We start from the raw sequence: 20,812 nt of genomic DNA, 5'->3' as shown, positions 1-20,812 counted from the left end.
GCTATTCCAGCCCGTCGTCGGTGACGACGAAGGGTCGGTTGGCCGCCTTGGCCTGGGCCGCCAGCTCTTCCTGCACCAGGTGCCAGCGACGCAGGCGTTCATAGCTGATGGCGTGTTCGGGCGAGGCGTCCAGCCAGTGGCGGAAGTCCTCGATCTGCAGCCGGGCGTTGGGGGCGGCCGGGTCCGGCAGGGCCGGGACATTGGGCAGCTGACGCGCCACATCGGCGGGGATCGGGAAGTCTCCGGACGAAGTGCTCAGAATCATGGACGGCGGCTCGGCGGGGGTGCGGCTTCAGGAAGCGGAACCATGACGCGAAGCGCGGCCGGGCGCCACCTTTTCGTCGCGACGACGTTGTTGCCGCAACCGCCCTTTACGGCCAAGGTTGGCCGCGAGGGTCTGAACCGGGAGATGTCCATGACCATTCGCACGTCCCTGATGTCCGCCTTGCTGGCGGCGACGGCCGTCGCGGCGCCCCTTTCGGCAGCCGCCCAGCAGGCGTCGGACCCCTATGGCGATCAGCGCGTCCTGCCCGATCCCAACGACCCCAAGGCGCGCGAGGCGCTCGAGCGGGCGCGGGGCGAGGCCTATCACCGGGCCGACGACTCCAAACAGACCGAGGAGGAACTGCGCACCACCCGCGCCCTGAACGCCGAGATCGCCGCCCAGAACGCCCTGGCCGACAAGGCCGACGAGGCCGCTCGGCTGGAGTATGACGCCGCCGTGGCCCGGCGCCAGATCGAGATCCGGCGGATCGAGGAGGAGGCGCGGGCGGCCGCCGAGGCGACGCGGGCGGCCCAGGAGCAGTACGACCGCGACTACGCCGCCTGGCGCGAACAGGTGCGCCTGTGCCAGTCGGGCTTCCGCGAGGCCTGCACGGCCCGACCCGCCTGGGTAAGGCCGCAGCCCTGAACCGGATCAGCCGGCGACCAGGCTCATGTCGCGCCGGGCCATCATCCGGTCGAACTCGGTCCAGACGCCGTCGGCGCCGTGCCAGCTGCCTTGCGTCGCGGCCTTGGAATATTCGGTGGCGCGGGCCTCGAAGAAGTTGGCGTGTTCGACGCCCGACAGCAGGGCCTGCAGCCAGGGCAGCGGGTTTTCCTTGACCCCATAGACCTCGGGCAGCTTCAGCTGGCGCAGGCGCCAGTCGGCGATGAAGCGGATGTACTGTTTGATGTCGTCGGGGGTCATGCCCTCGACCGCGCCCATTTCGAAGGCCAGGTCGATGAACTTGTCCTCCATCTTCACCACCGTCTTGCAGCAGTCGACGATGTCGTCGGCCACGGCCTTGGTGACGGCGCCCGTCTCCTTGTTGAAGGCGTGATAGAGCTTGATGATGCCCTCGCAGTGCAGGCTCTCGTCGCGCACCGACCAGGAGACGATCTGGCCCATCCCCTTCATCTTGTTCATGCGCGGGAAGTTCATCAGCATGGCGAAGGAGGCGAACAGCTGAACCCCTTCTGAGAAGCCGCCGAACATGGCCAGGGTCCGGCAGATGTCGGCGTCCGAATCCACGCCGAACTGGCCCATATAGTCGTGCTTGTCCCGCATGGCCTCATATTCCATGAAGGCGCCGAACTCGCTCTCGGGCATGCCGATGGTCTCGAGCAGCAGGGCGTAGGCCGCGATATGGATGGTCTCCATATTGCCGAAGGCGGCCAACATCATCTTCACCTCGGTCGGTTTGAACACCCGGCCGTAGCGTTCCATGTAGTTGTCCTGAACCTCGATGTCCGCCTGGGTAAAGAAGCGGAAGATCTGGGTCAGCAGATTGCGTTCATTGTCGTTCAGGGTCGAGGCCCAGTCCTTGACGTCCTCGCCCAGCGGCACCTCTTCGGGCATCCAGTGGACCTGCTGCTGCTTCTTCCACATGTCGAAGGCCCACGGATAGCGGAAGGGCTTGTAGGCGACGGAGGGCGTCAGAAGACCGGCGCGGTCGGGGCGGATGATCGGGGTGATGGCGTTCATCGAACTGGACCTGAAAGAGCGATTCCGGAGAGGCCTGCACCATGCGACTCGGCGCGCCCGGCGCCAAGTCGGAAATCATCTATGTTGCGATCACATTTTGTCCTACCGCTACATCTTGTGTGCGGCGGTTAAGAAGCTGGGGACGGCCCTGGGGATGGGCGCCCCGCCTCAGGCGGCCTGGGCGTCGTCCCGACGGTCAGACGCCGCAGCCAGGGCGGTGTCGATCGCCGCATAGAGGGCCGCCTGGGTGATGGGCTTGGCCAGATGACCGTCCATGCCGGCGGCCAGGCAGCGGGCGGCGTCTTCGGGCATGGCCTCGGCGGTGACGGCCAGGACGGCGACGTCGGCGGCCGGTCCAGCCAGACTGCGGATGGCGCAGGTGGCGGCGATCCCGTCCATGACCGGCATGCGGACGTCCATCAGGACTAGGTCGAAGGCGCCGGCCGCGACGGCCTCCACCGCCTCGGCGCCGTCACACGCCTCGGCCGTGTCGCAGTCGGCCGCCTCCAGCATGACCCGCATCAGATTGCGGTTCAGGGGATGGTCGTCCACGACGAGGATCCGCATGCGCCGCGCCTCCAACGGCTGGGGGGCGTCGCTCTGAACGATTTCGACCGGCTCGGCTGGGATTTCGACGGTGAAGGTCGTTCCCATGCCGGGCGCGCTCTCCACCGAAATGGTTCCGCCCAGTCGGTCCACATGGCTCTTGGCCAGGGCCAGACCCACTCCCGCGCCCTGATGCGCCCGGCTGGTGGTGGCGTCCGCCTGCTGGAACAGGGAGAAGACGCCGCAGAGCACCTCATCCGTCATGCCGCAGCCGGTGTCGTGAATTTGCACGCGGAGATGATCGCCCCGTCGGTCCGCCACGACCCGCACGCCGCCCAGGCCGGTGAATTTCACGGCGTTGGCGCTGAGATGGTGCAGAATCTGGCGCAGACGCCGGCCGTCGGTCCAGACCCCGCCCTGGGCCTCGGGGGCGATGCTGACGGTGAAGTCCAGGCCGCGAACATTCGCCCACTCCCGCGACGGCGCGACCGCCTCTTCGATCAAGGCGGGGATGTCGGTCGGTTTCAGCGCCACCTCGGCCCCGCCGTGGGACACCTCCAGCAGATCCTCAATCAGGCGCAGCATGGCCTCGCCGCACTGTTTGATCGCCTCGACCTGACGGCGCCCCTCGTCGTCCAGCCCAGGACGTCGGGCCAGAAGGTCGGCATATCCGGTGACGCCGGTCAGAGGCGTGCGCATCTCATGGCTCATCATGGCCAGGAAGCGGAACTTGGCCTGATCGGCCGTCTCGGCCCGTTTGACGGCGGCTAGGGCGGCCTCGGTGCGCACGCCCAATCGCGTCATCAGCCGCCGCCGCTCGGTCGATAATGTGGTGATCGGCAGGGCGGTGACGACCAGAGTCAGAAGAAACAGATGCAGGACGCTCATCTGCCGCATGACGGTCGGGACCGTGTCCAGAACCGGGTCAGGCTGAAGGCGCGTCAGGGTGACGGGGCCGTGACCCGTCACGGTGGCGCCCACGGCGATGACCGTAACCCACAGAACCGCCCCTGCGGTCCAGGGCGGAGACAGTCGGAAGGCCAGCAGGATCAGAGGCGGCAGGATCATGAACAGGATCGGCGCCTGGTTCTGGCCGAAGGCCCAGACCACGGCGGCGGTCACAAGAACCATCAGGAGCACGAATTCAGCGGGTCGGGCCTGGGCGTCGGAGCGGAAGCGGTGACTGCGCGCCACCAGCAACAGGGTCGGCGTGACGATCATCATCGCCAGCAGTTCCATGTCGAAGAGGTGCCGCATCCGAAAGCCTAGGCTTTCCAACGGCGGTCCGCTGACGACGACGGCGACAAGGCCGGCCAGGAGGGTGGTGAAGGCGACGGAGGGCGCCGCAGCGATCAGGGCGAACCGCAGCAGCCGTTTCGGACGACGCATGTCCAGGGCGGCGCCGCAGAAGCGACGGATCAGCAGGGTGGCGACGATCACCTGGGTCATGTTGAAGGCGACGTTGGTGACCGCGATCACGGCGGCGTCGCCGCGTATGATGTTGCTGACCAGATTGATCAGGGCGCACCCGGCCAGAACCCCCAGGGCCTTGTAACGCGACAACTGCAGGACTGCGGCCAGCAACACCGCATTAGCCGGCCACATCACCTTGGCGTCCAGCGCGGCTACGCTCCACAGACCCAGAAGCTGGGAGGCGACGAACAGCAGCAGATAGACGGAGGGCGGGGGACCCGCCTCCTGTCCGGCGTCATGGCGGAAGAACCGCCAGCGCCCGCGCCGCATGGATGTCGTCAGACCGACCATGCTTCCCCCGTGAATGAATATCCTAAGAATACGGTTTTGCGACGCCTAGGTAGAATTGCGGAGATGGGGCGCAGGAACCGCCGATGCGGGCCGTCGTTCCACTGCCCTCGCCAATCCAGGGCCCGCCATGTCCGACGTCATCGCCGAACCGACCTTCGAGCCGCCGCCGGACGCCCTGGCCTTCTATGAGGAAAGCCTGGGGTTGCTGAAGGAGAGCGGCATACCCTTCCTGCTCTCGGGCACCTACGCCGTCACCGCCTATACGGGGGTGCGCCGCCCGACCAAGGATCTGGACGTCTTCTGCAAGCCCGGCGACTATCCCCGCATTCTCGCCTATTTCCAGAAGCGCGGCTATCGCACCGACGTGGAGGACGAACGCTGGATCGCCAAGGTCTGGAAGGACGACCGGCATTTCTTCGACGTCATCTTCGCCATGTCGAACGGCGCCATCGCCGTGTCGGACAGCTGGTTCGGCGGAGATGTGATCCGGGTCTATGGCCATGAGGTGCGGATCACCCCGCCCACGGCGCTGATCCTGTCCAAGGTCTTCATTCAGGATCGCTATCGTTATGACGGGGCGGATGTGAACCACGTCATTCTGAAACAGTCCGACGCCGTGGACTGGAAGAGCCTACTGGACCAGATGGACCTCTATTGGGAGGTGCTGGCCGCCCATCTGCTGAACTTCCGCTTCGCCTATCCGACCGAGCGCGACCGGGTGCCGCGCTGGCTGATGGAGGAGCTGACCGAACGGCTGGCGGCCCAGATTGACCTGCCACCCCCGCGGGTGAAGGTGTGCCGCGGCCGTCTTCTGAGCCCGCGCGACTATGTGATCGACGTCGCCGAGTGGGGCTTCGGCGACGTGGTCGGCAAGGGGCTGGAAGAACGCCACGATCCCGTGACCTGAGCCCCCGCTGGAGAGCGACCCATGACCGACGCCCCCCAACCCCCTTCCTCCGCGCCTTCCCTCGCCTCTGGACAGACGCCCCAGCCGGGGCTGGAGCCGGGACCGGCCAAGAAGATGCGGGTCGCCGCCGTGGGCGATCTGCACGTCGGCGAGGACGCGCGCCGCCCCTATCGCGACCTGTTCGAACGGGTGTCGGACGAGGCCGACGTGCTGTGCCTGTGCGGCGACCTGGTCAACTACGGCAAGACGGCCGAGGTGGAGCGGCTGCTGGAGGATCTGCGGCTGTGTCGTATTCCGATGGTGGGCGTTCTGGGCAATCACGAACACGAATGCGGCCAGCCCGATCAGGTCGCCAGGATGCTGGCGGACGCCGGGGTCCGCATGCTGACCGGCCAGGCCTATGAGATCGACGGAGTGGGCTTCGCCGGGGGGAAGGGGTTCGTCGGCGGCTTCGGCCGCTATATGTTGAGCGCCTTCGGCGAGGCGGCGGTCAAGACCTTCGTCCAGGAGGCGGTCGAGGACGCCAATCTGATCGAAAACTCCATCCGCATGCTGCGCACCGAGCGGTCGGTCGTCCTGCTGCACTATGCGCCCGTGGTCGAGACGGTGATGGGCGAGCCGCCCGAAATCCACGCCTTCCTGGGCTCGTCGCGCCTGGCCGAAACCATCGACCGATACGACAACATCAGCCTGGTGGCGCACGGCCACGCCCATCGCGGCGGGCCGGAGGGGCGCACCAATCGGGGCGTGCCCGTCTATAACGTGGCTCTGCCGGTGTTGCGGTCTCTGGGGGAAAAGCCGTATCGGGTGTTTGAAGTCTGAGCCTCACAGGCGACGGCCTCGTCCCTGCGGCGATCCCGCCGCCTCCAGCCCAAAGGTCCATGGCCATGCGTCTTCTGTCCTCCGTCGCGGCCCTGGCCGTTTTGACCCTCGCCGCCCCGGCGCTGGCCGCCGCCCAAGCCGCTGCGCCTGCCCCTGCACAGGCCCAAGCGGAGACCCAAGCGGAGGCCCAGAGCCCGGAAGAGGCGGCCCTGGAGGCCAAGGCTGAGGCCTTTGAGGCCGATCTGGAGCAGATGAACACCGAGCTCGAGGCGATTCTGGGCGACGCCACGAAGGACGCCGCCGCCAAGACGGCCGCCGCCTACGCCGTGATCGACCGGCACGCGCCGGGGATGAACGCCTTCGCCGCAGAGGTGGAGGCCTTTTTCAAGGCCGAGGCCGAAAAGCCCGAAAACGCCGCGCGCAAGACGGAGCTTCTCACGGCGTCGACGGCGGCCGGCCAGTCGATCCGCGCCATTCCCGAACAGTTCCGCGAGGGTGTCCAGCAAGCCGTAGCCGGTAAGACCGAGCCGGCGCCTGCGGCCCAATAGTCGCCTTACCGCGATTTCACTTGAGACGGGGCGGCTGACGGCGGAGTTTGCGCGGGTCATTCAAAGGGAGATTTCCCATGATCCGCCTGCTCAGCCTGACCGCCGCCCTGGCCCTGTCGCCCCTGTCCTGCGCATTCGCCGGCGCCTTGGCCTCCCCTCAGGAAGACCGGGCCGAGGCCGCCGAGTCGAAGGCTGAAGCCCGTCTGGAGACGGCGGCCGCCGCCTTCGAGGCGCGGATGGAGGCCTTCGGCAAGCGCGCCGAAGCGATTTCCGAAGACGAGAGCCTGGACGAGGCCGTGCGCGGCCAAAGGATCGCCGCCCTCTGGTCCGAATATGCGCCGGACGTGGCCGCCTTCACCGCCGAGGCCACGCGCCACGCCTCCGAGGCGGCGGCCGAGGCCTTGAAGGACATCGACGTCGACGCCCTGGTTCAGGAGGCGCTGAACGATCCCGAGGTGAAACAGGCGATGGAGCAGGGTCTGGCGGCCGGAACCGGCATCGCCCGCAACAGCGCCTGGACCAATCCCGATCCCGAACAGATGGAGACCTATGGGCTGATCGCCCAATATGCGCTGGACCAGGCCCAAGACGCCGTGCTGACCGAGGCGGACGAAGCGCCGGAAGAGGCCGAAGCGCCCGAGGCCCCCGAGGCGCCTGAACCGCCCGCCCCGCCCAAGGCGCCTCGCGCACGATAGGACGCAAGGCGCGCCTCACAGGCCTTGACCACTGGGGCCGATGCAGCGACACGACGCCGCATGTCCGCCCTGCCCGTCGACCCGCACCTCTATCTGACCTTTCTGGGGGTGATGGTGGTGATGGCGATCACGCCCGGCCCCGCCAATCTGTTCGCCGTCGCCGCCGGGGTGGAGCGGGGGCGCGCCCCGGCCCTGATCGGCGTGGTCGGGATGAATACGGCGACCCTGGTCTGGTTCGGCGCGGCGGCCCTGGGTCTGGGCGCCCTGGTCAAGGCCTTCCCACAGGTCTTTCACCTGATCGCCGTCCTGGGGGCCCTCTATGTGGCCTGGCTGGGGCTGAAGGCTCTGCGCGGCGCCTTCGCCACGGCGGCCGAGCCCGAGGCCGTCGAAATCCACAAGAGCCGCAACGCCTTTCTGGACGGTTTCATGGTCCAGATCGCCAATCCCAAGGCCATTCTGTTCTTCACCGCCGTCCTGCCGCCGTTTCTGGACATCTCCCGCCCTGTGGCGCCGCAGCTGGCCCTGTTCGCCCTGGCCGTGATCGGCATGGACCTGACGTCGATGAGCGCCTACGCCCTGTCCGGCGCCGCCCTGTCGCGGCGGATGCAGACGCCCCGGTTCCGCCGCGGCTTCGGCCTCTTCGTCGGCCTCTTGCTGCTGACCGCCGCGGTCCTGATCGTTTCGCGCCTGCAAGCCTAGCTCCTGCAGGTCTGGACGCGGTCGAGCTTCGGTCTAGAGTGCCGAGGGAACAGGCTCGTTCATGCCCCGTTCAGCCGGCAGCGCGCCCGAATGGGCGATCAAGGAGTTGATTTCATGAAAGCCCCCTCAAGAACGACGTCCGCGCTCAAGGTGCTGGCGACGACGGCCGTCGCCGGCCTCGTCCTGGCCGCCTGCGCCACCGCCACCCCCTATCAGCCCGCCGGCTACAACGGTCAGCGCGGCGGCTATTCCGAACAGCGCGTCGAGAGCAACCGCTATCGCGTGACCTTTGCAGGCAATTCGGTGACCTCGCGCGAACAGGTGGAAATGTCCCTGCTGCTGCGCTCGGCCGAGCTGACGGTCGAAAGCGGCTATGACTGGTTCGCCACCGTCAACCGCGCGACCGAACGCGACACCCGCTTCGTCTCGACGCCCGACCCCTTCTACGGCCCCTATTCCCGCTTCTACGGCCCCTACTGGGGTCCGTCCTGGCGCTATTACCGGAGCGGTTTCTGGAGCCCCTGGGATCGCTGGGGCCCCTGGGGTCCGCAGGACATCGACACCCGCCAGATCGACCGCTACGAGGCCAGCGCCGAAATCATCATGGGTCGCGGTCCCAAGCCCGCCGGCGATCCCAACGCCTTCGACGCCCGCGAGGTGATCCAGAACCTGGGCTCGCGCGTCACCCGGCCCGGCGCCTGACGTCGAACCGCCCCGTCCGCCGCGCGGATGGGGCGGGCCTTTCGGTCAGCCGACGCGGGGCGATTTGAGCCGGCGCTTGTTGGAATGGGTGGCCGGCGCCGCGCCCAGATCCTCGGGCACCTCGCCCTTGAAATAATAGCGCTGCCACGCCTCCTTGGCCGCGTCCGGGTCGCCGCTGGCCAGACGCTGGTTGAAGTCCGTCCGGGCGCGGTTCCAGGCCTCGAACTGACCCTTCATGACGGGATTGGACTGCAGGGTCCGGATCACCGGCTGGAACTGTTCGACCTTCTTGTGCTCGATCAGATTGATGAAGCAGAAGGGTTCGCCCCGTTCGAAGGTCACGCGGCCCGGCCGGGTGAAGATCCAGTTCATCGTGAAGGGGAAGGGCAGCCAGTCGGTTTCGATCAGCCCGACCAGGGGCTGGATTCCGTCCTTCACATGGTTGGGCGAACCCGAACACATCATGCCCCAGCCCGGAGGCGTGCGGAACAGATACTGGGGATGCATGGTCAGAACCCCCCGCGAGAAGTGGGAGGTGACGAAATGGTCCAGGTCGTGCTGGGGCCGATCGGGCGTGATGACGATGTCTTCCTGACGCGGCCCGCCGTTCCATTCGGCCGAGAAGCCGAACGGGCACAGGATCTCCCAGCCCGTGGTGTTGGCCATGTTCAGCGGCAGGCACCGATAGGGATGGCGGCTGATGAAGGCGTCCATCCAGTTGCGCGACTGGCGACCGGGCACGAGGTCCGGCGGCCGCGCCGTCATCGGATAGCATTCCAGTTCCAGTTGGCGGGCGGGCGCTGTATCGACCATGGCCCTGTTCCTAACGCCCGATCGGCGGCCACTCAACCATGAGAACGACCGAGATGAACGACCCGGCTTTCGACCGCCACCGCCTTCTGGCCTGGTTCGCCGAAAAGGGCGTGGACCACCGGACCCACCACCATCCGGCCGTCTTCCGCGTCGAAGAAGGTCTGGAGCTGAAGGCCGCCCTGCCCGGCGCCCACACCAAGAACCTGTTCCTGAAGGATCATAGGGGCCGGCTGTGGCTGATCTCGGCCCGTCAGGACACGATGATCGACCTGAAACGCGCCGCCGTCGCCATGGGATCAGGCCGGCTCTCGTTCGGAAACGAAACGCTGATGTTCGATACCCTGGGCGTTCGGCCAGGTTCGGTCACGGCGCTCGGCCTGATCAACGACGCCGAGCGGCGCGTGACCTTCGTCCTGGACCGGAGGCTGTGGGAGGCCGAGGTCGTCAACTTCCACCCCCTGATCAACACCGCCACCACGGCGCTGGATCAGGCGGGCTTTCGCCGCGTCCTCGCCCTGTTGGAGCGGGAGCCTCTGGTGGTGGACTTCGCCGCCCTGCCCTAGGTTCAATCGACATTCAGCCTACTGCGGTCAGGCCGCTCTTCCCGCGTCAGAGGCCTTGATGCGGCGACCGGGTTCATCACAGCGATCACGGCGGATTCACAGCGGTCACGACGCCGTCGGAACGCGCCGTGTTCGCCGTGACCTCGTCGTGCCCCGTTGTGATGAACCCGCCCTCAATCAGCGTTCCGCCGCCAGACGTTTTCCCTTCCGCTGACGCGGGAAGGAAGACCGACACTCAATGGAATAGTCTTCAACGCCCGAGGCGCCTCTCTTGGGTTGGCGGCTGCGCGCCGCCCGGCAGGACGGCGGCAGACCCAATGTCGATTGGCCCTTAGGCCGTCAGTTCGCCGGACGGGCGGCGGCCAAGGCGGCCTTCTGACGGGCGATTTCGGCGTCGCGGGCGCGGTCCTGGGCGGCGAGTTCGTGTTCGATACGGACCAGTTCGCGATTCTTTTCGGCCGAGGCCTGGGCGCGCGAGACGCCGTTGGGGCGGCCGGTGATCTGGGCGATGGAGATGGGCTGGGCGCAGATGCGGTTGTCCATGTCGTACCATTTGCCCGCCGCCTCGCAGCGTTCGCCCGGCGTGACCCAATAGGCCTGGACCGCGAAAACCCCCGCCACGGCGACGCCGAACAGGCCCAGAAAGATCATCGAAAGGCGGGGAAAGGTCAGAAAACGCTTCATCTCAGCATCCGTTAGGCGGGTTTTGCACGGGAGCTTGACCCGGCGTTACGTTGACAGGCCTTCGCGACCGCTCCATGTCCTGCCCCTACATTCAGGCGAATTCACGGATAGACCCATGAAGGTTCTCGTCCCCGTCAAACGGGTGATCGACTATAACGTCAAGGCCCGCGTCAAGGCTGACCAGTCGGGCGTCGATCTGGCCAACGTCAAGATGAGCATGAATCCCTTCGACGAAATCGCCGTCGAAGAGGCGGTGCGTCTGAAGGAAGGCAAGGATCATCACGCCGCCGGCACGGCGACCGAGATCGTCGTGGTCTCCATCGGCGTGACCCAGGCCCAGGAAACCATCCGCACCGCCCTGGCCATGGGCGCGGACCGGGGCGTGCTGATCCAGTCGGATACGGATCTGGAGCCGCTGGCGGTCGCCAAGCTGCTGAAGGCCGTGGTCGAGGAGGAGAAGCCCGACCTGGTGCTGATGGGCAAACAGTCCATCGACGGCGACAACAACGCGGTGGGCCAGATGCTGGCCGCCCTGCTGGACTGGCCCCAGGCGACCTTCGCCGGCAAGCTGGTCATTGACGGCGGCAAGGCCACGGTGACGCGCGAGGTCGACGGCGGCCTGCAGACGATCGCGGCGGAACTGCCCGCGGTGGTCACGGTGGACCTGCGGCTGAACACGCCGCGCTACGCCTCCCTGCCCAATATCATGAAGGCCAAGAAGAAGGAGATCGCCATGAAGGCGGTCGCCGACTACGGCGTCGACGTGGCCGACCGTCTGAAGGTGGTCAAGGTCACCGAGCCGCCCAAGCGCGCCGCCGGGGTCAAGGTCGAGAGCGCCGCCCAGCTGGTCGAATCCCTCAAGTCCGCAGGAGTGCTGTAAGATGGCCGTCCTCGTCATCGCCGATCACGACGGCTCGGCCGTCCGCGACACCACCCACAAGACCGTGACCGCCGCCCTGGCCCTGTCGTCCGAGGTGGACGTTCTGGTCGTGGGCCAGGGCGCGCAGGCCGTCGCCGACGGCGCCGCCAAGATCGCCGGGGTCCGCAAGGTGCTGCTGGCCGAGAGCGCCGGCCTGGGCAAGGTGCTGGCCGAGGCCGTCGAGGCCACGGTCCTGCCGCTGGCCGGCGGCTACGACGCCATTCTGACGCCCGCGACCACGGACGGGAAGAATTTCGCCCCCCGGATCGCCGCCAAGCTGGACGTGGCCCCGATCTCGGACATCGTCGAAGTGGTCTCGGCTGATACCTTCGTGCGCCCGATCTACGCCGGCAATGCGCTTGAGACGATCCAGTCGGGCGACGCCAAGAAGGTGATCACCGTGCGTCCGACCGCCTTCGCCGCCGCCGCCGAAGGCGGCTCGGCCCCGGTCGAGAGCGTGGCCGGCGCCGAGGCCCCCAAGACGACCTTCGTCGCCGAGGAAATGGTCAAGTCGGACCGTCCGGAACTGGGCGCCGCCAAGATCATCGTCTCGGGCGGTCGCGCCCTGGGTTCGGCGGAAGAGTTCCACACCGTGATGGAGCCCCTGGCCGACAAGTTGGGCGCCGCCATCGGCGCCAGCCGCGCGGCGGTCGATGCGGGCTACGCGCCCAACGACTATCAGGTCGGCCAGACCGGCAAGGTGGTCGCCCCGATGCTGTACATCGCCATCGGCATCTCGGGCGCCATCCAGCACCTGGCCGGGATGAAGGACTCCAAGACCATCGTCGCCATCAACAAGGACCCGGACGCCCCGATCTTCCAGGTCGCAGACTTCGGCCTGGTCGCCGACTACAAGACCGCCGTGCCGGAACTGATGGCCGCCCTGGGCTGAGGCCGGCGCGACGATCCGATAAGGAAGGGGCGCGACGCCGGACGTCGCGCCCTTTTTCCATTGCGCAGGACCCATGGCCCGACTGCCCATCAAACTGCAGCCCGGCGCTTCCGGCGACCGGATCGACGGCTGGGACACAGATCCCGAAGGTCGGCCCGTGCTGAAGGTGCGGGTGCGCGCCCGGCCGGTGGACGGCGAGGCCAACGCCGCCCTGGTCAAATTCCTGGCCAAGGCGCTCAGCGTGTCGCGGTCCTCGGTCGTACTGGAGCGGGGCGGGCAGTCGCGGCTGAAGATGATTGTGATCGAGGGGCTGGACGAGGCCGGGCTGAAGGCGCGGATCGCCGCAGCCACGGGCGAGGCGGGCTGAGCCGTCCGGAGCCGTGGCGGGAGACGGCGACTGTCACAGGTTCGCGGTAGACAGGTTGGGGCGGTTCGGGGGACGCGGACGACCTTGTCTGATTTGCTGGACCGACGCCCATGACCCCCGCCTCCCTCCGCCTGATTTCCGCCCTTGCGCTTGCGATCGGTCTTTGTGCTTCCGGGGGCGCCTCTGGAAGCGCCTGGGCCCAGACGGCGGCCCGTCCGCCGGTCGAACAGAGCCAAAGCGGGGGCCGTGCGAAGAATGTGATCCTGTTCCTGGCCGACGCCGGGGGCGTGGCCTCGGTTCATGCCGCCAGCGTCATGGCCTATGGCGAACCGCTGAGGCTGCACGTCCAGCAGTGGCCGAACCTGGGGCTGAGCGAGACCTCGCCGGTCGACGCCTTCGTCTCGGACTCGGCCAACGGCATGAGCGCCATCGTCACCGGGGTGAAGACCCACAACGGGGTGATCAGCCAGGGGCCGGACGGCGAACGCGGCCGGCGCGACGGGACGCTGACCAAGACGGTGCTGGAATACGCCGAGGAGCACGGCCTGCTGACCGGGGTGGTGACCGACCGTCCGATCACCGACGCGACCCCGGCGGCGACCTACGCCCATTCCAATGATCGCGGCAAATGGGGCGAGATCTTCCCCCAGGCCTTTTCGCCGCGCTTCGGCGACGGGGTGGACGTGCTGATCGGCTCGGGCCGGGCGGAGATCGCCGAACAGATGGCGGCGAACGGGGTCAGCTTCGACAGCCTGGCCCGGGCGCACGACCGGCCGATCTATGCGACCCTGGAGGCGGCGCCGGCGGGGAACCGGCGGCCCGTGGTCGTGGCCGAAGAGGTCGACGTGCGGGCGGCGACCCTGAGGGCGCTGGACCTGCTGCAGGCCGGGGACAAGGGCTATCTGCTGGTGGTGGAATGGGACGCCCATACCGACGATCCGCGCGAAGGCCTGGAGCACATCGCCGCTCTGGACCGGCTGATCGCCGAGGTGCAGTCGCGCGTCGATCTGGACGAGACCCTGATGATCTTCACCGCCGACCATTCCTTCGGCCTGCAGGTCGACGGCGGGCGGCGCGGAGAGCCCCTGCTGGAAGGCTATGAGGCCTGGAAGGCGCGGGACGGCGACGAGCGCGTGGTCCGGCTGGAGAATGTTACGGTCAACCGCACCCATACGGCCGAGGAAGTCCCGGCCCTGGCCGTCGGCGTCGGCGCCGAGCGGGTGCGGGGCTATTTCCCCAACACCCACCTGTTCGACGTCATGATGAAGGCCTTCGGCTGGACGCCCTCGTCCGGCGAGTGAGGCTTCGCTTCGGGCGGGTTCAGAGACCGACCTCGGACGGAACGGAGCGGCGGCTCGCGGGTTGCCTTGGCATGCAGCCCGCCGACACCCCTGCGCCCGACGCGCCCCGCCCCGAAGACATCGACGCCGTTGGCGACGAGGCCAACCGCCTGGAAGAGCGGGCTGAAGACGACGGCGTCCTGCCCAAGCCGGCTGAAGACGACGCGGGCGTCGGTCCGCAGACCGGGGTCGTCCCCTAGGTCGATCGCCGACAGTCTGCCGTCTTCGGCCAACCAGCCGCGTCCGGCCGAGGTCTTGGGTTCGGAAACAGCGCAGGCCGCTGTTAAACAGGCGCCGTGTTGATACCTTTATAGTTGACGAAACTATGTATCACAGGGTGGCGAGAGGGGCTGGGAATCGCTAGCGTAGGGTCCATGAATTCGACAGAGATCGCCCCCTCCCCCAGCGCCGCAGCCCTGCGCCCCCTTCGCATCAATGATCCGGCGCCGGACTTTATCGCGCGCACGACCCAGGGGGAAAAACGGCTCAGCGACTACCGGGGGCGGTGGCTGGTGCTGTTTTCGCATCCGGCCGATTTCACCCCGGTCTGCACCAGCGAGTTCATCGCCCTGGCCAAGCAGGCGGATGCGTTTGAGGCCCTGGGCTGCGACCTGATGGCCCTGTCGGTGGATAGTCTGTATTCCCACCTGGCCTGGCTGAAGGACATCTATCGCCGCTTCGGCGTCAAGGTGGCCTTTCCGATCATCGAAGATCCTTCCATGGCCATCGGCCACGCCTTCGGCATGGTGGATGCGGGCTGCAGCGACAGCGCCACGGTGCGGGCGAGCTTCGTCATCGATCCGGACGGAATCGTGCGGGCGGTCAGCTGGTATCCGATGAACATCGGCCGTTCGGTCGATGAACTGCTGCGGCTGGTGACGGCGCTGCAGACCGCCGACCGCGAACAGGCGTCGACCCCGGCGGGATGGTCCCCGGGCGAGCCCCTGCTGGAGCCGGCCGCCACCACCCTGGACGCGGCCCTTGCCGACGGCGAGGGCGAGACGCCCTGGTATTATCGCGAGCGCAGCGCATGAGCGACGACTCGATCGCCGCCATGGAGCGGCTGAAGGACAAGGCCCCCCAGGCCGCCGAACTGTTGCGTCAGCTGGCCAACGCCAATCGGCTGTTGATCCTCTGCCACATCGCCGCAGAGGAACGATCGGTCGGACAGCTCGAGACGGATCTGGGCATCAGACAGCCGGCTCTGTCGCAGCAGTTGGCCGAGCTGCGCCAGTACGGCCTGGTGAAGACCCGGCGGCAGTCGCGGTCGATCTACTATTCCATCGCCGATGATCGAGCCCAGGCGGTGATGGACATGTTGTACGACATCTTCTGCGGCGACGGACAGCCGGTTTCCACGCGCGCCAAGAACCCCCGCGTGGAAACGCCGGCGCGTCCCCGCGGGGATGCGGCCCAGTTCGCTCGCGTCGCGCCCGTTCTCCGCCGCTAGAGAATGATCCACGCTTCAATCTGAGCGGCCCCTCGCGTCCCCGCCGCTCGCAGGACGGCGTCATCGGGTCGCCGGTTTTCCGTCATCCCGCAACACGACATAGATGGCGGGAATGACCAGGACGGTCAGCAGGGTCGAGGAGGCCAGGCCGAACAGCAGCGAGATCGCCAAACCCTGGAAGATCGGGTCCGTCAGGATCACCGCCGCCCCGATCATGGCCGCCAGGGCGGTCAGCAGGATCGGCTTGAACCGGATGGCGCCTGCCTCGATCAGGACGTCGCGCAAGGGTTTGTCGGGCGAAGCCGTGTGCCGGATGAAGTCCACCAGCAGGATCGAATTGCGCACGATGATGCCGGCCAGGGCGATGAAGCCGATCATCGAGGTGGCCGTGAACGGCGCGCCGAACAGCATGTGGCCGATGACGATGCCGATCAAGGTCAGGGGGATGGGGGTCAGGATGACCAGGGGCAGTCTGAAACTGCGGAACTGGGCCACGACCAGCACATAGATGCCCAGCAGGGCGACCATGAAGGCGGCGCCCATGTCGCGGAAGGTGGCCCAGGTGATCTCCCACTCGCCGTCCCACAGCAGCGAGGGGACGGACTCGTCCTCCGGCTGGCCGTTGAGACGGATCGCCGGCTTTTGCAGGCCCAGGGCGTCCCAGTCGTGGGCCTGAATGGCGCGATTCACCGCCAGCATGCCGTAGACGGGCGCCTCGTACTGGCCCGCCAGTTCGGCGGTCACCATGTCGAGCGGTCGTCCGTCGCGGCGGAAGACGGCGTAGCTGCCGGTCTCGCGCCGGCTGTCCACGACCTCGCCCAGTTCGATCAGGCGCGGACCGGCGGGCCCGGCCGTCACGGCCACCGGCGTCGTGACCAGGGTGCGGCTCCAGCTGCGCGCCGACTGGGGCAGGGCGACGGTGATCGGCAGGGGGGCGCGACCGTCTCCGCGCGGGGCGTAACCGACCGTGGAGCCGGTCAGGATCGCGCCTATGGAATCCTGCAACTCGCGTTCGGACAGGCCGTAATAGTCCAGACGGTCCCGGATGGGGATCAGCCGCAGCCGCGGCCGTTCCTGGCCGAAACTGTTGTCGACGTCGACAATATAGGGAACGGAGCGGAAGAGCTTCTCGACCTCCAGGGCCGTCTTGCGACGAGTCTCCGCGTCGGGTCCGTAGATCTCCGCCAGCAGGGTCGCCAGGACAGGCGGGCCGGGCGGCGTCTCCACCACCTTGATCGAGGCTCCGGCGGGCAGGGACAGGGCCTTCAGCCGGGCGCGCAGATCCAGGGCGACGGCATGGCTGGACCGGCTGCGCGCGTCCTTGGGCAGGAGGGAGATCATCAGATCGCCCATCTCGGGCCGGTCGCGCAGGAAATAGTGCCGCACCAGGCCGTTGAAGTTGAACGGCGCCGAGGCGCCGGCATAGACCTCCATGGCCTCGGCCTCCGGCAGGGCGCGGATCTGGGCCGCAGCCTCGTCCAGGGTGCGGGCGGTGGCTTCCAGGCTGGTCCCTTCGGGCATGTCGACCACCACCTGGATCTCCGACTTGTTGTCGAAGGGCAGCAGCTTCACCGTCACCGCCTTGAAATAGAACATCGAACAGGCCAGCAGGGTGGCCACGCCGACCCCGATCAGGAAGTTGCGGGCCGAGGCGCGCGTGCCGATCACGCGATGGGCCACGCGGGCGTACAGCCGCCCCAGCTTGCCGCCGCCCTCTTCATGGGCGTGATCGGGCCCGCCGTGGGCCAGGGTCTTTCGCGCGAACCGGATCATCAGCCAGGGCGCGATCACCACGGCGACGAAGAAGGAGAAGATCATCGCCGCCGAGGCGTTGACCGGGATCGGCGCCATATAGGGGCCCATCAGCCCCGAAACGAACAGCATGGGCAGCAGGGCCGCCACCACGGTCAGGGTCGCCACGACGGTGGGGTTGCCGACCTCCGCCACCGCCTCGACAGCCGCCTCCATCCGGCTGCGGCCGTCGCGCATCCCCCAGTGACGGGCGATGTTCTCGATCATGACGATGGCGTCATCGACCAGGATGCCGATGGAGAAGATGAGGGCGAACAGGCTGACGCGGTTGATCGTATAGCCCATGACATAGGAGGCGAAGAGGGTCAGCAGGATGGTGGTGGGAATGACCACGGCGGTGACGGCGGCCTCGCGCCAGCCGATGGCGAAGCCGATCAGCACCACGATCGAAACCGTCGCCAGGGCCAGGTGGAACAGCAGTTCGTTGACCTTTTCGTTCGCCGTCTCGCCGTAGTCGCGGCTGACGGCGACCTCGACCCCCTCGGGGATCAGCTTGCCTTTCAGGTTTTCGACGCGCTGACGCACGGCCTCGGACACCACCACCGCATTGGCGCCGGCGCGTTTGGCGATGGCGAGGCTGACGGCGGGCGCGCCGGCCCACTGACCGTCATGTCGGGCCCAGCGCCAGACGCGAGCCTGGTCTTCGCGCGGCCCCTGGGCCACGTCCGCGACGTCGCGCAGATAGACCGGCGCGCCGGTGACGGATCGGACGGTCAGCAGCCCGACCTCCTGGGCCGAGGCCAGGGTGCGGCCGGAGGTGACGGCGACGGCCTGACCGTCTTCGCGAATATTGCCGACGGGGAAGCTGCGGTTGGCCTGGGCCGCCGCCTCCATCACCTGGCCCAGGGGCACGCCGTACAGGTTCAGCTTGGCCGGATCGGGGGCGATGCGGATTTCGTCGGGCCGGCCGCCGGTGATGAAGGTCAAGCCCACGTCGTCGACCTTGGCGATCTCGGTGCGCAGCTTGTGCGCCAGGTCATAGAGGGCCTGATCGGTCCACTGGCCCGCCGCGCCCGGCTTGGGCGTGAGGGTCAGGACGATGGCCGGCACGTCGTCGATGCCGCGCACCGTCACCTTGGGATCGGGGACGCCCACGGGAATCCGGTCCTGGTTGGCGCGGAGCTTTTCTTCGATCCGTATGGCGGCGTCCTCGGGGTTTGATCCCACCAGGAAGCGCGCCGTCACCAGCACCCCGTTGTCTTCGGCCTGGGTGTAGACGTGCTCGACCCCGTTCACGCTCTTGACGATGGTCTCGAGCGGAACGCCGATCAGTTCGACGGCGTCGGCGGCCGCCAGGCCCGGCGCCGCCACCTGGATGTCGACCATGGGCACGCTGATCTGCGGCTCTTCCTCGCGCGGGATCGAGAACAGGGCCAGGAGGCCGACGGCTATGGCCGCCAGCAGGAACAGCGGCGTCAGAGGCGAGGCGATGGTGAAGCGCGTCAGGCGCCCGGAAAGGCCCAGTTTCATCCCTGCGTCCTCGTCGCGACCAGCCGGTCGCCGGCTCTGACGCCGCTCAGGATTTCCAGCGTGTCGGGATCGTCCGTCGGCGCGGTCTGGACCGGAACGGCGCTGCGCCTGCGGTCAGGAGAGACGACCTCGACATAGTCCAGGCCGTAGCGGGTCGCGACGAAGCGGCGGGGCACGGTCAGGGCCTGCCTTTGACCGATCTCGATCGAGGCGGCGACGCGACGACCGACCAGTTCGGTGGTCAGGCCCGGAACGGCGGCGTCGACCTGAACGCGTCCGCCGACGACGGCGGGATAGACCTGGATCACCTGTCCATGACGCGCTCCGGCCGGAAGATCATCGGCCGCCAGCAGGACGCGGGCGCCGGGTTTGACCTGACCGGCGAGGGATTCGGGCAGTTCAAGACGCAGGACGGCCGGACCGGCGGTGATGGTCGCGATCGACATGCCGGGGCTGACCGCCGACCCCGCCGTAACCTCGACCTTCAACACGCGTCCGGCGGCCGGCGCCAGGATCGCGCCCTGCCCCGCCATACTGGCGCTGGCGCCTCGTTGCGCGCGAGCGGCGGCGGCCTGGGCGTCGGCGGCGCGGGCGGCGGCGACGGCCTGGTCCAGACGCGCCTTGGCGTAGATATTGTGGTCGTACAGATCCTGGATCCGCGCCAGGTCGGCGCGGGCGCGGGTCGCCTCGGCCTCGGCGGCCGCGACCTGGGCGTCATAGGCCCGGGTCTCGAAACCGATCCGGTCATCGACCACCCGGCCGATCTGCTGGCCCTTGCCGACCATATCCCCTTCGCGCACCGACAGGGCGGCGAGCAGGCCGGGGATGCGCGCCCGGGCTTGGGACCGGTCGCGGGTGGTGATCTCGCCCGCCACCGTCTTGGTGTCGGCAAGCGCGTTCGACGTCAGAACAAGCTCCTCGCCGGCAGGCGCGGTCCGGGCGGCCGGCGTCCTGCTCTCTTCCGAGCCGCCGCAGGCGGACAGGGTCAGGGCGACCGCAGCCATGAGGGTCCACTTCTTCATCGGCGTCGTCCTTCCGTCTTCGCCGCGCCGATCAACCGCGCTCGACCGGCAGGCCCGCCGACTTCCAGGCGCCCAGGCCCCCGGCCAGATGGGTGTCGATCGCGGCCTGAGCCTCGGCGCAGCGGTCCAGCGCCATGCCGGATCGCTTTCCGCCGGCGCACTGGAGGATGACGGTCTTTCCGTCCGCCGCAGGCAGGCGGGCCGGATCGAACGAGGAGAGGGGCAGGTTGACGGCGCCGGCGATGTGTTCGGCTGCGAACTCTCCCGGCTCGCGCACATCGATCACCAGCGCCTCGCCTTGATCGAGCAGGGCCTTCAGCTCGGCCGGGCCGATCTCGCGATGCTTTGCGCTCTTTCCAGATCCGAACATTCCAATCTCCCGAGGTCCGCAGGCTGCAGTCTCACAATTTTATAATTGTATATATCATGTAATCATTATATCCGGTCAAGCGCATAACGGTGATGGAAACGCCCGCTGGAGGAAGACATGGCCAAACCCAGGATTGTGATCATCGGGGCGGGGTTGGGCGGAAAGATCGCCGCCTATGAGATCAAGGCGGCGCTCAAGGGGCGCGCCGACGTCCTTATGATCGCCGAGTCTGAGACATATTCGTTCAAACCCTTGGGTCGCCGTCCGGTGGCGGGAGCCCGAAGCAATCCAGGTTCATCTGCCGCCGATCTTCGCCCGCAAGAAGATCGGCTTCACCGCCATCGGCGCGAAACGGCTTCACGCCTCGGAGAAGCGGGTCGAGCTCAATGACGGCGAGAGCGTTGATTACGATTATCTTGTAATTGCGACAGGGCCGGATCTGGCCTTCGATGAGATCGAGG

24 protein-coding genes are annotated in these 20,812 nt (G+C 67.7%); 16 read left to right on the top strand and 8 right to left on the bottom strand.

Annotated elements, in window-relative coordinates:
- Position 1: 1 nt before the first annotated feature.
- Positions 2-265: a hypothetical protein gene (locus ACZ5M6_RS03745; protein ID WP_464159706.1), complete on the bottom strand. Its 264-nt coding sequence runs from the start codon at positions 263-265 to the stop codon at positions 2-4.
- A 150-nt stretch (positions 266-415) separates the two neighbouring features.
- On the opposite strand from ACZ5M6_RS03745, the gene ACZ5M6_RS03740 reads away from it, so the two are divergent.
- Positions 416-910: a hypothetical protein gene (locus ACZ5M6_RS03740; RefSeq protein ID WP_054766805.1), complete on the top strand. Its 495-nt coding sequence runs from the start codon at positions 416-418 to the stop codon at positions 908-910.
- Positions 911-916: 6 nt separating this feature from the next.
- Here the strand turns inward: ACZ5M6_RS03740 and ACZ5M6_RS03735 are convergent, their stop codons facing one another.
- Both ACZ5M6_RS03735 and ACZ5M6_RS03730 read right to left on the bottom strand, forming a co-directional pair.
- Positions 917-1,966 carry a ribonucleotide-diphosphate reductase subunit beta gene (locus ACZ5M6_RS03735; RefSeq protein WP_191554865.1) on the bottom strand — a complete coding sequence of 350 codons (1,050 nt, stop codon included), beginning with the start codon at positions 1,964-1,966 and terminating at the stop codon, positions 917-919.
- Between the two features lie 168 nt (positions 1,967-2,134).
- Entirely contained in the window at positions 2,135-4,276 is a 2,142-nt protein-coding gene (locus ACZ5M6_RS03730; protein WP_464159705.1) for a hybrid sensor histidine kinase/response regulator, read from the bottom strand.
- A 127-nt stretch (positions 4,277-4,403) separates the two neighbouring features.
- On the opposite strand from ACZ5M6_RS03730, the gene ACZ5M6_RS03725 reads away from it, so the two are divergent.
- The 6 genes from ACZ5M6_RS03725 (at position 4,404) to ACZ5M6_RS03700 (ending at position 8,649) form a co-directional block, all read left to right on the top strand.
- Positions 4,404-5,183, top strand: a complete 780-nt coding sequence (locus ACZ5M6_RS03725) for a nucleotidyltransferase family protein (RefSeq protein ID WP_054764530.1) — start codon at positions 4,404-4,406, stop codon at positions 5,181-5,183.
- Between the two features lie 21 nt (positions 5,184-5,204).
- A complete protein-coding gene (locus ACZ5M6_RS03720; RefSeq protein WP_152949347.1) occupies positions 5,205-6,005 on the top strand; it encodes a metallophosphoesterase family protein in 801 nt (266 codons plus the stop codon).
- A gap of 65 nt (positions 6,006-6,070) precedes the next feature.
- Positions 6,071-6,553 (top strand): translation initiation factor IF-2, encoded by a 483-nt coding sequence (locus tag ACZ5M6_RS03715; protein ID WP_152949346.1) that lies wholly within the window; start codon positions 6,071-6,073, stop codon positions 6,551-6,553.
- A 77-nt stretch (positions 6,554-6,630) separates the two neighbouring features.
- A complete protein-coding gene (locus ACZ5M6_RS03710; protein WP_152949345.1) occupies positions 6,631-7,248 on the top strand; it encodes a hypothetical protein in 618 nt (205 codons plus the stop codon).
- A gap of 60 nt (positions 7,249-7,308) precedes the next feature.
- Positions 7,309-7,947 carry a LysE family translocator gene (locus ACZ5M6_RS03705; RefSeq protein ID WP_182714335.1) on the top strand — a complete coding sequence of 213 codons (639 nt, stop codon included), beginning with the start codon at positions 7,309-7,311 and terminating at the stop codon, positions 7,945-7,947.
- Between the two features lie 114 nt (positions 7,948-8,061).
- The gene (locus ACZ5M6_RS03700) at positions 8,062-8,649 is read left to right on the top strand and encodes a CC0125/CC1285 family lipoprotein (protein ID WP_054764525.1); all 588 of its coding nucleotides are present in this window, start codon (positions 8,062-8,064) and stop codon (positions 8,647-8,649) included.
- A gap of 45 nt (positions 8,650-8,694) precedes the next feature.
- Here ACZ5M6_RS03700 and ACZ5M6_RS03695 read toward each other — a convergent pair whose 3' ends face one another.
- The gene (locus ACZ5M6_RS03695) at positions 8,695-9,462 is read right to left on the bottom strand and encodes a DUF6065 family protein (protein WP_152949343.1); all 768 of its coding nucleotides are present in this window, start codon (positions 9,460-9,462) and stop codon (positions 8,695-8,697) included.
- A 53-nt stretch (positions 9,463-9,515) separates the two neighbouring features.
- Between ACZ5M6_RS03695 and ACZ5M6_RS03690 the strand changes: the two genes are divergently transcribed.
- Positions 9,516-10,025, top strand: coding sequence for a prolyl-tRNA synthetase associated domain-containing protein (locus tag ACZ5M6_RS03690; protein ID WP_464159704.1), 510 nt, complete (start codon positions 9,516-9,518; stop codon positions 10,023-10,025).
- Positions 10,026-10,364: 339 nt separating this feature from the next.
- Here the strand turns inward: ACZ5M6_RS03690 and ACZ5M6_RS03685 are convergent, their stop codons facing one another.
- Positions 10,365-10,709, bottom strand: a complete 345-nt coding sequence (locus ACZ5M6_RS03685; RefSeq protein ID WP_182714337.1) for a hypothetical protein — start codon at positions 10,707-10,709, stop codon at positions 10,365-10,367.
- A gap of 115 nt (positions 10,710-10,824) precedes the next feature.
- On the opposite strand from ACZ5M6_RS03685, the gene ACZ5M6_RS03680 reads away from it, so the two are divergent.
- From ACZ5M6_RS03680 to ACZ5M6_RS03650, 7 genes are all read left to right on the top strand, one after another.
- Positions 10,825-11,589, top strand: coding sequence for an electron transfer flavoprotein subunit beta/FixA family protein (locus tag ACZ5M6_RS03680; RefSeq protein WP_464159703.1), 765 nt, complete (start codon positions 10,825-10,827; stop codon positions 11,587-11,589).
- Between the two features lies 1 nt (position 11,590).
- Positions 11,591-12,520: an electron transfer flavoprotein subunit alpha/FixB family protein gene (locus ACZ5M6_RS03675; protein ID WP_336968788.1), complete on the top strand. Its 930-nt coding sequence runs from the start codon at positions 11,591-11,593 to the stop codon at positions 12,518-12,520.
- Between the two features lie 73 nt (positions 12,521-12,593).
- Positions 12,594-12,887, top strand: a complete 294-nt coding sequence (locus ACZ5M6_RS03670; RefSeq protein ID WP_464159702.1) for a DUF167 domain-containing protein — start codon at positions 12,594-12,596, stop codon at positions 12,885-12,887.
- Between the two features lie 110 nt (positions 12,888-12,997).
- Complete coding sequence (locus ACZ5M6_RS03665) at positions 12,998-14,188, top strand: alkaline phosphatase (RefSeq protein ID WP_464159701.1); 1,191 nt, start codon at positions 12,998-13,000, stop codon at positions 14,186-14,188.
- Between the two features lie 71 nt (positions 14,189-14,259).
- Positions 14,260-14,427: a hypothetical protein gene (locus ACZ5M6_RS03660; protein WP_336968780.1), complete on the top strand. Its 168-nt coding sequence runs from the start codon at positions 14,260-14,262 to the stop codon at positions 14,425-14,427.
- A gap of 174 nt (positions 14,428-14,601) precedes the next feature.
- Complete coding sequence (locus ACZ5M6_RS03655) at positions 14,602-15,261, top strand: peroxiredoxin (RefSeq protein WP_182714341.1); 660 nt, start codon at positions 14,602-14,604, stop codon at positions 15,259-15,261.
- Positions 15,258-15,677 (top strand): ArsR/SmtB family transcription factor, encoded by a 420-nt coding sequence (locus tag ACZ5M6_RS03650; RefSeq protein WP_054764517.1) that lies wholly within the window; start codon positions 15,258-15,260, stop codon positions 15,675-15,677. The genes ACZ5M6_RS03655 and ACZ5M6_RS03650 overlap by 4 nt, the downstream gene beginning before the upstream one ends.
- A gap of 60 nt (positions 15,678-15,737) precedes the next feature.
- On the opposite strand, the gene ACZ5M6_RS03645 is transcribed toward ACZ5M6_RS03650, so the two are convergent.
- The 3 genes from ACZ5M6_RS03645 to ACZ5M6_RS03635 are packed head-to-tail and all read right to left on the bottom strand — an operon-like array spanning position 15,738 to position 20,351.
- Entirely contained in the window at positions 15,738-18,959 is a 3,222-nt protein-coding gene (locus ACZ5M6_RS03645) for an efflux RND transporter permease subunit (RefSeq protein ID WP_464159700.1), read from the bottom strand.
- The gene (locus ACZ5M6_RS03640; protein ID WP_464159699.1) at positions 18,956-19,981 is read right to left on the bottom strand and encodes an efflux RND transporter periplasmic adaptor subunit; all 1,026 of its coding nucleotides are present in this window, start codon (positions 19,979-19,981) and stop codon (positions 18,956-18,958) included. The genes ACZ5M6_RS03645 and ACZ5M6_RS03640 overlap by 4 nt, the downstream gene beginning before the upstream one ends.
- A 31-nt stretch (positions 19,982-20,012) precedes the next feature.
- Positions 20,013-20,351 carry a rhodanese-like domain-containing protein gene (locus tag ACZ5M6_RS03635; protein ID WP_054764514.1) on the bottom strand — a complete coding sequence of 113 codons (339 nt, stop codon included), beginning with the start codon at positions 20,349-20,351 and terminating at the stop codon, positions 20,013-20,015.
- A gap of 117 nt (positions 20,352-20,468) precedes the next feature.
- Here ACZ5M6_RS03635 and ACZ5M6_RS03630 point away from each other — a divergent pair, with 117 nt between their 5' ends.
- Positions 20,469-20,741 (top strand): hypothetical protein, encoded by a 273-nt coding sequence (locus ACZ5M6_RS03630; protein WP_464159698.1) that lies wholly within the window; start codon positions 20,469-20,471, stop codon positions 20,739-20,741.
- The last annotated feature ends 71 nt before the right edge of the window (positions 20,742-20,812 follow it).

Source organism: Brevundimonas sp. Br13 (assembly GCF_055391505.1).
The sequence above is the reverse complement of the archived record's forward strand: the minus strand, read 5'-3'. Positions and strand labels throughout refer to the sequence as shown.